7 protein-coding genes and 2 pseudogenes are annotated in these 12,130 nt (G+C 58.9%); 7 read left to right on the forward strand and 2 right to left on the reverse strand.

Annotated features, from left to right (window positions below):
• Window positions 1-9: 9 nt before the first annotated feature.
• The 5 genes and pseudogenes from X265_RS36705 (at window position 10) to X265_RS36725 (ending at window position 4,032) form a co-directional block, all read left to right on the forward strand.
• Window positions 10-1,248, forward strand: coding sequence for a tyrosine-type recombinase/integrase (locus tag X265_RS36705; RefSeq protein ID WP_128929871.1), 1,239 nt, complete (start codon window positions 10-12; stop codon window positions 1,246-1,248).
• A pseudogene (locus X265_RS36710) lies at window positions 1,245-2,170 on the forward strand (tyrosine-type recombinase/integrase). The gene X265_RS36705 and the pseudogene X265_RS36710 overlap by 4 nt, the downstream one beginning before the upstream one ends.
• A complete protein-coding gene (locus X265_RS36715; protein ID WP_128969530.1) occupies window positions 2,167-3,168 on the forward strand; it encodes a tyrosine-type recombinase/integrase in 1,002 nt (333 codons plus the stop codon). Before X265_RS36710 ends, X265_RS36715 begins: the two are co-directional and overlap by 4 nt.
• 113 nt (window positions 3,169-3,281) lie before the next feature.
• Window positions 3,282-3,434, forward strand: a pseudogene (locus X265_RS36720) (transposase domain-containing protein); the annotation flags it as partial.
• 43 nt (window positions 3,435-3,477) lie between these two features.
• Window positions 3,478-4,032 carry a plasmid pRiA4b ORF-3 family protein gene (locus X265_RS36725; protein WP_232995630.1) on the forward strand — a complete coding sequence of 185 codons (555 nt, stop codon included), beginning with the start codon at window positions 3,478-3,480 and terminating at the stop codon, window positions 4,030-4,032.
• A 41-nt stretch (window positions 4,033-4,073) separates the two neighbouring features.
• On the opposite strand, the gene ccrA is transcribed toward X265_RS36725, so the two are convergent.
• Window positions 4,074-5,351, reverse strand: coding sequence for a crotonyl-CoA carboxylase/reductase (gene ccrA / locus X265_RS36730; RefSeq protein WP_232995631.1), 1,278 nt, complete (start codon window positions 5,349-5,351; stop codon window positions 4,074-4,076).
• Window positions 5,352-5,868: 517 nt separating this feature from the next.
• A complete protein-coding gene (locus X265_RS36735; protein WP_128929873.1) occupies window positions 5,869-7,410 on the reverse strand; it encodes an acyl-CoA synthetase in 1,542 nt (513 codons plus the stop codon).
• Between the two features lie 1,717 nt (window positions 7,411-9,127).
• Here X265_RS36735 and X265_RS36740 point away from each other — a divergent pair.
• Both X265_RS36740 and X265_RS40910 read left to right on the forward strand, forming a co-directional pair.
• Window positions 9,128-10,519, forward strand: coding sequence for an MATE family efflux transporter (locus X265_RS36740; RefSeq protein ID WP_128929874.1), 1,392 nt, complete (start codon window positions 9,128-9,130; stop codon window positions 10,517-10,519).
• Between the two features lie 656 nt (window positions 10,520-11,175).
• A complete protein-coding gene (locus X265_RS40910; protein WP_164934297.1) occupies window positions 11,176-11,334 on the forward strand; it encodes a hypothetical protein in 159 nt (52 codons plus the stop codon).
• The last annotated feature ends 796 nt before the right edge of the window (window positions 11,335-12,130 follow it).

Here is a 12,130-nt window from a genome sequence, read left to right on the forward strand (position 1 = left end):
AACAGGAAGATGGAAGTTGAAAAGTACTTGGGCAGAAGCCGGCTGTACCGGCGTCTCAGAAGCGGGCCGCACGGACAACTCGTCGAGCGCTACGCCGCTCGTCTCATCGAAGAGAGGCTCGTTCGGCACGGCACGTGGCGTTGCCTCAACGTGGTTGGCGGGCTCCTGAGTTGGATGGCGGGCCGTCGCTACAAGCTGGTCGATCTCGATGAGCAGGTCGTTGAGCGGTACCTCCGGCATCGAGGCGGAAGGCAGTCTATCCAACCCGGTGACCGGGCCGCGCTCAAGCGATGGCTGTCGGTGCTGCGCGAGGAAGGCGTGATCGCGCCGTCGGTGCTGCCGCCTCTCACCCCGCACGAACGGATCTTCAAGGAGTTCGATGCCTACCTGCGATCAGAGCGCGGCTTGGCCCCGAGGTCCATCGTCCGCCATCTCCCGGTCATCCGCAGGTTCCTGCACGAGGTGTGCTCCGGCGGCGCCGCCCTGGGCAAGATCAGCCAAGAGGACGTGATCCGCTACATTGAGCGCCACGCCCAGGATTGGAGCCCGGGAACAGGCAAGGCGATGTGCTGGTCGTTGCGCGCCTTTCTCCGTTACCTCCACCATCGGGGGCTGAACGCGCGCCCGTTGGCGGATTGCGTTCCATCGATGCGGCGATGGAAGCTCGCAACTCTGCCGACCTATCTGCCTGCGGCACAGGTGCGGAAGGCTCTCGACGGTTGCGACCGAGAGACAGTGATGGGACGGCGGGACTACGCCATTCTGTTGTTGCTAGCCAAGCTCGGCCTGCGGGCCGACGAGGTCGCGACGCTCACCCTTGATGATATCGACTGGCGCGCCAGCGAGATACTCGTTCGCGCCAAGGGCCGACAGCGTGCACGGATGCCGATACCGCCAGACGTTGGCGCGGCCATCGTTGCATATCTCCGCAATGGCCGCCCAAAGTCGTCGTGCCGACGATTGTTCGTCCGTACGCTCGCGCCACACGTCGGCTTTGCTTCCGGATGTGCGATCACCATGATCGCCAAGGCCGCTCTCGATCGCGTTGGAATCGAAGGTTGCGCACATCGCGGCGCCCATATCTTCCGACACAGTCTCGCTACCGAGCTTCTCCGATCTGGCGCCACCTTGTCGGAGATCGGACAGTTGCTGCGGCACGAGAACCACGACACTACCCGGATTTACTCGAAGGTCGACATCGATGCGCTGAGAACATTGAGCCTGCCCTGGCCGGGAGGCGTGCAATGACCAATCTGCGCGCCGCACTCGATAAGTACCTGAGCATGCGCAAGGGTTTGGATACAAGTACGAGCACCAGACCCGTCGGCTCGCCGACTTCGTCGCCTTCATGGAGAAGCGCAAGGCGAGGATCATCACGACGAAGCTGGCCATGGAATGGGCAACGCTGCCGCCCGATCGTCATGCATCCTGGGCGCTGCGATTGAGCGACGTGCGCGGGTTCGCGCGCCATGTCGCCAACTTCGACCCGAGAACGGAGGTGCCGCCCGTCGGCATGCTGCCCGGATGGAAGCGCGCCAAGCCCTATGTTTACAGCGACGCGGAGATCGATGCGTTGCTGACGGCAGCGCTGGCTCTGCCACCAGCGGACGGGCTGCGCCGATGGACCTACCATGCCTTGTTCGGGCTGATCGCGGTGACGGGCATGCGTATATCCGAGGCGATGGGCCTGGAGCGTGATGACGTCGACCTCGACGCCGGCGTGCTGACGGTCCGGCTGACCAAGTTCGGCAAGTCGCGGCTCGTGCCATTGCATCCGACGACGAGAACCGCGCTGCGCGACTACGCCCACCGGCGCGATGCGCTGCTCGGGTCACGCTGCGGCTCGACCTTCTTCGTTGCCGAACAGGGAGGCCGCTTGCTGCACCAGTACGTTCATCGCGTCTTCTGGCGATTGTCCAGAGAGATCGGGCTGCGGCGCCCAGGTGATCGTACCGGGCCACGCGTGCATGACTTCCGTCATCGCTTCGCCATCCGGACGCTGCTCAACTGGTATCGCGAAGGCAAGAACGTCGAGCAACAACTCCCAGTGCTCTCCACTTACCTCGGCCACGTCTGCGTGCGCGACACTTACTGGTATCTCTCGGCCTGCCCCGAGTTGATGGAGGAAGCCGCGCGGCGTCTCGATCGGCGATGGGAGGTGACGCCATGAAGCCCGCTTGCAATGTCGCCACGTTGATCGAGCGCTTCTTCACCGAGCGCCTCATGCGCCAGCTCAATGTTAGCGGCAACACGATCGCCTCCTACAGAGACACGTTCCGGCTGCTGTTCATGTTCGCTCGGGTGCAGCTGCGCAAGTCCCCATCGGCCCTGACGCTCGCCGATCTGGATGCAACGTTCATCGGCGCGTTCCTCACCGATCTCGAGGTAACGCGCGGCGCCAGTGCGAAGACGCGTAACCTGCGTCTGACGGCCATCCGATCCTTCTTCAGGTTCGTGTCCTTCGAGGAACCGGCACACAGTGCGCTGATCCAGCGCGTGCTCGCCATACCGAGCAAGCGTCACGACAAGCGAAAGGTGCACTTCCTGACGCGCCCCGAGATCGAGGCGGTTCTCGCAGCGCCCGATCGAACGACGTGGCTTGGCCGCCGCGATCACACCTTGCTGTTAGTCGCGGCCCAGACAGGCTTACGCCTCTCAGAGCTGACTGGCCTTGACCGGGATGCCGTCCACCTCGGGTCTGGCGCACACGTGCGATGCGTCGGTAAAGGGCGGAAGGAGCGGACCACTCCGCTGACCACACTCGCTCGGTGTGCGCTCCAGGCATGGCTCAAGGAACCGTTGCGGAAAGGAGCAACAGCGTTGTTCCCGAACGTGCACGGGGGCCGGCTCAGTGCCGACAGCGTCCAGTCCCTGCTGGGAAAGCATGTTCGTGTCGCTCACAAGAGTTGCCCGTCTTTGAAGGCCAAGAGCGTGTCGCCGCACGTGCTGAGGCACAGCGCTGCGATGGAACTGCTGCAAGCCGGCGTCGACTGTTCTGTGATCGCGCTGTGGCTCGGTCATGAATCGGTCGAGACGACGCAGACGTACCTGCACGCCCACCTCGCCCTCAAGGAAGCTGCCCTGGCGAAGCTCAAGCCGTACGAGCGCGGCAAGCTAACCCGCTTCCAGCCGAACGACCGCCTGCTCGCCTTTCTGGAGGCGCTCTGAACGACCAGACTATGCCGAATGGAATGGGGCTGCCCTGCACGCGATCGGCGGTGCCAGCGTGACAACGGCGTGCCATACCAACTCCGTTCGGCATAGTTCGGCGGGCGGCATAAACCTGTAAGCTCAATGGCGTCAGTGCCGAGCACTGGCTCGCTGATGTTCTCGCCAATCTCGTCAATGGTTGGCCTGCGGCGCGACTGGACGAACTGCTCCCTTGGGCATCGATCTACACGATGCTTCCATACGATCCGAGGCTGGCGGCATGAGCCTGAACACGACCGCGGTCCGGATCAAGGTGACCTCAAGGACGTGAAACCGGAGGTGATGCGTCGCCTCGTCGTACCCGTCACCCTGCGCTTGGATCGGCTGCATCTGTCGCTTCAGGCGGCATTTGGCTGGACGAACAGCCACCTCTTCGAGTTCTTCGCTGGTGAGGTCCGTTGGGGGATTCCAGATCCTCACAACGATTACGCCCACCAGCCCATGGATGCCAGCAAAGCGCGGCCTTGCGATGTCGTTCGCGAGACTGGCGCCAAGACGATCCATTATCTCTATGACTTCGGCGACAGCTGGGACCATGTGATCAAGCTCGAAAAATGGTTCGAGAACACCACGACGGAGGGACTTCCCTTCTTGCTCGAAGCCGCCGGTCGTTGTCCTCCGGAAGACGTCGGCGGTGCGCCGGGTTATGCCGAATACCTTGAAGCCATCAGAGACCCTGCCCATCCGGACCACGAACATATGCGCCTCTGGGGTCCGGCGCGGTTCGATCCCAACATCGTCGACCGGAAGGCGCTCGAAGCCGCCGTCAACGCGCTGTCCGACACATGGAAACCGCGGCGACGCGCGACGCGAACAAAATAGGCGTCAAGGGCCAGTCAAAAGCCGCAGAACTGCGCTTACGGTTAAGGCAACGCAGCCGCGGATAAAATGTCCTCCAAATTTCGTAGTCCGATTCGCGGCGCATTGATCAGAACAGCCATGTTTCCGGGCCTGTGCTGATTCTTCCACATCTTCGTATGCGCTCGCGCAACTTCCTCCCACGGCAGGACCTCGCTCATACTCGGGTCGATTCGGCGATCGAGCACAAAACGGTTCGCAGCATTTGCCTGTTTGAGATTCGCGAAATGAGAACCTTGAATTCGCTTCTGGCGCATCCAGATATAACGGGCATCGAAGGTAAGATTGAAACCTGTTGTGCTGCCGCAAACGACTACCATGCCACCGCGCTTTACGACGATCGTCGAGACGGGGAATGTTTGCTCACCTGGATGCTCGAACACAATATCGATATCGCGCTTTCCAGTAACATCCCAAATTGCCCTTCCAAACCGCCGCACCTCCTTGAGCCAAGGCCCGTATTGAGGTGAATTTACTGCCGGCATAGGGCCCCAGCAATTGAATTCAGTGCGGACTATAACACCCTTTGCACCAAGCGATCTTACATAATCGGCCTTAGTCCGATCGGAAACGACTCCGATTGCATTGGCGCCGCATGCTGTTGCAAGCTGCACTGCAGATACCCCGAGCCCGCCCGTAGCACCCCAAATCAGCACGTAGTCGCCAGCCTTTAGAATGTGCGGCGGGTGTCCGAACAACATCCGGTAAGCCGTTGCAAGCGTTAGCGTGTAGCAACAGGCCTGCTCCCAGCTGAGGTGAGCTGGCTTCGGCATCAATTGCCGTGGCTGCACGCGGCAGAACTGGGCGTAAGAACCATCAGGCGTCTCGTATCCCCAGATCCTCTGGGAAGGTGAGAGGAGCGGTTCGCCACCATTGCAATCCTCATCATCCCCGTCGTCCTGATTGCAGTGGATGACCACCTCGTCCCCAACCCTCCACCGGCGCACCCTTGCTCCTACCGCCCAAACCACTCCAGCCGCATCCGATCCGGCCACATGATAGGAGCATAGGTGCACATCAAAGGGGGACATCGGCGCCCCTAACGCCGCCCACACTCCGTTATAGTTGATGCCTGCAGCAGCGACCATGACCAATACTTCATCCTCGCCGATCGGCCAAGTCGGCACCACTTCTACCAGCATCGAACTCTCTGGCGGCCCGTGGCGCTCGCGCCGTATGGTCCACGCGTACATACGTTCGGGAACGTGTCCGAGGGGCGGCACTTCGCCGACCTTGTACAAATCCTTCTGGCGGGAGGCCTGTCGTGATGTATTGGGGTCCAACTTCAACTCCTCTGCGCTGTGATGTGGTGCGCGGGCAGAGTGCTCTCCGCCTTAGTACAGTCGTCGGCCTGCGCAGCCTCTCCAAGCAAGCAGCAATTAACGTGCCGCCACAGTGAGAGGAGTAGACGGAGGCAAACGCTTAACGTGGACACGATGCAAACGGGACAGCTTCACCTTGCACCAGGATCGTCGACCGCGCCTGTCGAGGCTGCACGAAACGCTTCCATTGGAGACTTCGACTTCTAAGTCTATCTGCCACCATCCTAGCACTACGACGTCGGTAAGTCGGAGTGGACACCTCATCGAACGGTAGACCCATCCAGCCGCTTCGTCGCGGCCACAGTCAGCGTAGAGAGGACCAATCAACCCTTCTGTCATCGCGCATCCCGAACTGACGACCTTGCGACAGAGGAGATCCATGACGGCAACCAATTGTAGCTAGCGACCCTCAAGCCGAGGGCCCACGGGCAGAACAGTGCCTTTTCAGATGCGGGGTTTTGTTCCGTCTCGAGTCCTCTCAAATCCTGCGTCCTGACTTCTCCCAATAAGGATCTTTCAGCAGCCTCTTGAATAACTTGCCAGACTCTTCACGCGGAAGGCTGGTCCGGATCTCGATTATTTTCGGAATCTTGTAGTCCGCCAACACCGTCTTCAACTTCTCGCGGATGTCATGGACTCTAAGCACCTCCCGTCGGCGCGGTTCGATCACCGCCATCAGTGCCTCGCCAAAGTCCGCGTCCGGAACGCCAAACACAGCACAGTCTTGAACGCCCGGTATCATATGGAGAGCCGCTTCGATCTCCGCGGGATAAATGTTGACACCGCCTGAGATTACAACCTCCCGTTTTCGGTCACAAAGAAATACATATCCATCAGCGTCGATATAACCGAGGTCACCGGAAGCAGTGAAACCGTCGTCATCGGCCTCGGCAGAGCTCCCAGGTCGATTGTGGTACTTGAACCGTGGGTACCATACGTTGCGTGAACAGATTTCTCCTATTTGTCCGGCCGACAATTCTCTTCCGTCTGCACCAATCACACGCAGCTGAACGTGCTCTAGCGGCTTGCCGACCGTTCCCGGCTTTGCAAGTGATTCTCGCGAACTCGCAAATGTTACCGCACCGGCCTCCGTCGAGCCGTAGAACTCGCATATAATGGGGCCCCACCAATTTATCATGGCATTCTTCACGATCGGGGGGCAGGGCGCAGCCCCGTGGACTACGTGTCGCAAGGACGCGAGATCATAGCTTCGTCGAATACTGTCGGGCAGCTGCAGAAGGCGAATAAACATAGTCGGCACCATCAAGATGGTGTCGATCCTCTCCGCCTCTATCAGCCGCAACAACTCTTCAGGCTCGAACCGCGGCATCAGCACAAGCGCACCACCGCGGCGGCTGAACCACATTCCAAATAAATTCGGCGCTGAATGATAAAGCGGGCCTGGGAGTAGCGCGCGAGTGCCAGATCCATAGACTATGGCTCGCATTTCCTCCAATCCGATCGCCTGCTCGCTGGTTGGTGGGCTACGACGCACGCCTTTAGGACAACCAGTCGTTCCTGAGGTGTAGATCATCGTCATCGGCTGCCGCGCGGGCGCTCCTGCAAAGAGCGGCTGATCCGCTATCCACTCTTCAAAATCCCGCGCGAAGTGCGGCACTTTGAGGCGCGTCCCTTCAATCTTGTACGCCTCTGCTACTTCGGGCGGCGTCGGAACGCTTAGAATTGGCAATCTGCTAGCGAGATCGGCATCCAACAAATGCAAGAGGTCCGCGTGGCCTATTAGCAAACGTGCTCCACAGTCGGCCAGAATGTACCCGATCTCCTGTCGCTTGAAATGCCAGTTTACAGGTACTGCAAGGGCTTCGGCTCTCATGATCCCATCGGTAACTTCGACGAATGCGATATCATTCCGCATTAAGATGCATACACTGTCCCCTTTCCCAATGCCGAAGCGCTTGAGCCCCCCAGCAACGCGAATTGCGCGATCTGAAACCTCAGAATGACGGCGGCGCCTCTTACCTGAGATAATACCCCGAAATCGTTTAGACGGCTGATACATCGCTCTTCCTTTAGTGGAGAAGGGCGACGTCGACGATCCGGCCGTTGGCTGGACATGCCCGAGACACGTGCCCTGCCTTGCCTCAGAGCAAAGCGCGTGCCGATTTCATACAAATTGGGACAGTGTAGAAACGCAAGAGACACCTCAGCTGCTCTGACAACTACTATGCTTTTTCTGACACTCGTGTTTGTCCGCCGCACGCGGGTACCTTTTCATCCGGCTTCACCACTCTGGAGCCCGCGTCGACATTATGGCAAGGCGCGTCGGCCCCCTTTTCCTGCAACACAAGCTCGCAATCGGAGAACTAAACTCAATCCCATTCGATGTGTTGGAATCGGCTTACTGACCGGCGACGACTTATCTGATGTCGGTCCACAGACTTGGTTGTCCCAATATCGCGATCATGATGATGATGGAGATCGACCTGAAGTCGCTGACGAGGGTCGAAATACAGTGCAGGCTAGCTGCGAACCCGGGTCGTGTTGGCTTTCTTGCAGAGGGCAGAACCAGAAGGAGACGACCACATGGACCTGAAGTCCGAAATGGGAGAAGTGGCGGCGCCCGATTCCCGCATCGAAGCCGGTGATCGCGCGAGGGAAACTGCCCCAAGACGACCAACCATCGGAGTTTTCGCGGCACGGTAAAGGCCAGCGGCGGCCGGTATCGACATGCACCGCATTCGCCGGCCTTCCGGCTCCCCGCGCCTCGGATCAGAGAGATTCAGGCTCGACCGATCCGTACGTCTTGATCGACATTCGCGATGCCGTCGGATTTTAGGGCTCCCCAAGGATCGTTTCGTGTGCGGACACACAGTAGTAGCCTCAAGTCATGCTTTGGGCCGCAGCGCGCCGATGTTGCCGATGCGTCCTGGCCACCCAGCCGCAAGGAGCCATGACTACAAGCTGCATGGCGCCAAATCGCTATTCACGTTTAACATTGCGAGGCAAACGCCGAACTGGCACTGCGAATAACCCGAAAGAAACACCTAGATACTACTCAGTAACTGGTTTCAAGTTATTATTACAGCCGCCTCAGGCTTTGAACCGCAGGAGGTCATGGCCCGAAGCTGACTTGAGGCTTTAATCGTTAGGTTGTTTGGACCACAAAGAGTTGACCGTGACACTCTGCGCGGCTGGTTGGATTGACCGCAAGTGCCAGCCCTGAGTGACCCAGCAGCCCCGCTCTTCCCAACGGGGACTGTCGCAGATGCGACAGCTGTCCGCCTCATGGCGCCTTCCCTTCGGCAAATTCACTCAGACTTTCATTGTGGCACAGGTTTTGAAAGGACTTGCTCATCTGCCGGGACGGTAGAAAACGCCCCAATGACAGAGCACTACCTTACGGCACTTCGGCGCATCCTACACTGCGCACTTAACCTCAAGACTAGCTGGACAGCGTTAGCGATACTTTCTTGGAGAGAGAGACGCACCAGCGCGCGGCGCTCACTATGGCGGCTTCCGTACGTTCATCATGTCTTCTTCCAAACCAACATGCACCTTAGCACGTTGATCGCGTTTTCGTTGTCAACGGACACAGGCTCGCTTGGGCCTACCAATGACGGCACTAGCATCGAACCGGGGCACCGTATCCTGAGGGCTGCGACGCACCTGGTTCTACCTTCTTTACAGAATCAACACCTTTTGCACTCGACGCCCAACATCGCGGGACCGTGGGCTCGAGGCGGGCAGGCGTCTTCACCGAGCACGAAATACACCAAATGAAGCAGCTTTCTGCCTTGCGTCGCAATCCAAGGACACGAACGGTTTTGAGTAGATTCGCTGTCGAGCTCCGTGCGACCGCGGTGTTGGCTTGGCCAATGGCACTGGCGCAGCTTGCTCAGGTCGCAATGATGGCGACGGATCTTGCCTTTGTTGGTCGTCTTGGGCCCCGGGAGCTCGCGGCCGCAGCATTGGCCACCACCCTGTATGTCATAAGCTTCACGTTCGGCGCCGGGTTACTGACGCCGATCGCACCTTTGACGGCACAATCTCTTGCCGGCAAGGGTGCGGCCGATGTGCCGCGTGCACTGCGCATGGGGCTTTGGCTGGCCCTGCTTTTCTCGTTGCCTATTATGGCTGTTTGTACGGCAGGCGAACAAGTTCTGCTCGCCCTCGGTCAGGAACATTGCGCAGCACGGCTATCTCAGCAGTACCTGCTTGGACTCGCGTGGGGCGTGACGCCAGCGCTGTGGTTTCAGGCCATTCGACATTTCATGGGCGCAGTGGGACGGCCGCAACCGATCTTCCGAATTACCCTGGCCGCTATCCCGGTCAACGCGGCCATTGTTTATCTTCTGGGCTTCGGAAAGCTCGGGCTGCCACCACTAGATCTTCTTGGCGTCGGCATTGCGACCGCCCTCGTAAATTGGGGCATGTTCGTAGCAGCTCTATGGCCCGCAATAGCTTGCCGCCCGTTCCGCGACTACCAGGTGCTTGCGCACCTGTGGCACTTCGACTGGCCGCTCCTACGAGCGATCATTTTGATCGGAGCGCCGATCTCGGTAGCAGTCATCATGCAATACGGCGTGTTCGCCGCCGCCGCACTCCTTGTAGGTAGGATCAGCCCGAGCGCGCTTGCCGCTCATCAGATTACGATGCAGATCGCCACAATCGCCTACACGGTGCCCTTCGGCATCAGCATGGCGGCCGCAGTGCGGGTCAGTCATGCGGTCGGGCACAATGACGCCTCCGGTATCAAGCGCGCAGGCCTGGCTGCGATCCTGCTCGGTGTTTTGGCCTCTGCGCTTGTGACGGTTGGGGTCATTGCGACGCGTTTTCGGATCGCCGCGTTTTTCTTAAACAAGTCACTGAACGACACGGACACGGCAATCGGACTGACGTCATCCCTCCTTATGGTTGCCTCAAGCTTTTTCGTAGCTGATGCAGCGCAGGTCATTGCGGGTGGCGGGCTCCGTGGGCTGAAAGACACGGCAAAACCGCTTCTGTTCGCAATCTTTGCGTACTGGCTAATCGGCTTCCCGGTCAGTTTCGCCTTGAGCTGGGTCTTTGGTGCAATTGGAGTCTGGATCGGGTTATCCGCCGGCGCAATTACCTATGCAGGTTTCCTCGTCACCCGTTTTCTGTTGCTGGCAAGTCGCTTTACTGTATAGGCCGCTCCTATGCCTCTTAAACCCAAGGAGAAGATTCCGTGCTCGCGCGTGCCTCCGGGGTGAACTTCATGTTCGGCCTTTAAGCAATGAAACGCTGACTGCAGCAGCATTTTTAGCGTTTCGACGGGAGATACTCTCATTACGAAGGCCGCCTTACGAATCGGAGGAGGCCGCCGGCCACGAAAACAGTCATACAAAAACGGGGTTGCACACCGTCCTCACCATGAGCTTACCATCGGGGCTCCCAGTGACTGAATACATCCGTCACAATCTGAGCCCCGATGGTAAGCTCACGGTGCGGGCGTCGAAACTAGCGGCCGGGATGACGCAGCCGGAACACCAGGACGAATTCCTGTGCGAAGTCCCGGAGGGTGCGAAGTTCGTATGGGATCAGTAAATCGAGGGTGTGAGTGACGCTCGATGTAGATGTGATCTGTACTGCGGCCATATTCCATAGCTCGTGTGGCAGCGAGCGAACGGGGCCTTCGTTCAGAACCGTCGCTCATATAAGAGCGCGTATTCCGCTTTTAAATGACAACGGGCAAATATCCCGGCCTCCTCGGTTGTTGATTTACTCAGCGCAGCGGCAGGGCGCTATTTTCGCGCCGTTGGCGCACGCGCAACAATAGTCCCCTTCCTACAAGGAAAGAGCGATCATGGCTAAAGTCCCTCCATTCCATTCGATCAAACCCTATTCAACGAATGTCTATCATGACAACGACAAGTGCACTGAAGGCAACAACATCGAATGGCAGTATCGCCTTCTGGCGCAGCCGGTCGGCCCCGTTGCGAGCCACTGCATCCGGCTTGCCTGACTTCAACGGTGGTCGTGGTGTACGGCGCAAGCAGTCCCACGCTTCGTGATTATCCAATGCGGCACCGAACAACCTTGTTGGGGAGCACGTCCGCTTCCATCACCATCGGAAGCAATATTCGCGCTTTGGCGGCCTTCTTTCCGGCGATAGTTAGCGCAAAACGCCGACAAGTCGCATCCGATATGGATTCTAGCCTGCCCGAGCCGCCCCTGTCTTCAAAGGCTCGGGTCCTGTCGCAAACGCAACACTATAGCGACCGTATCGCACCACGCTCCTCGGCGGCAGGTATTCTAATAAGTTGGGCAGTTCCGAGGTCTGTTTGGGCGAGCTACGAGATCGGTTTGCCCTTAGCAAGTCGGCACATGCAAGACAACTGTGGGTCCACGCTGCTTCAGGCCAGCCTTTGGCAAGGATTTCGCAGGAGATCCCAGCAGATATTGCCGGATTCGCCAAGAGAGCCGATGCCCATCAATGATGAATTGGCTGCCATGCGTAGTCATCGTAACCGCATTCACCGCTACAGCCAGCTCCTGGAACGCGAGCTGCCAGAGCACGATCGCAGCTATTTGGAAGGACGCTTGTCTGAAGAATGCCGCGCGCTTAGACGCCTGACAGACGCCGTTTTTCCCATCGCGCTTGGACTCCCGCGCAGAATTACTCTTTCCGTACGGTCAGCCGAGTAGAGTAGGCGGCTAGCACGTGGCTAAAATCCAGGTCACGCTGCCCGACTGTGCCATACCGTAAACCCAACGGCTCGCCACTCGTAAGCTAGTCCCCCGTGAAGTAACGCGAACAG

This window comes from Bradyrhizobium guangdongense, from assembly GCF_004114975.1.
Classification (GTDB): Bacteria; Pseudomonadota; Alphaproteobacteria; order Rhizobiales; family Xanthobacteraceae; genus Bradyrhizobium; species Bradyrhizobium guangdongense.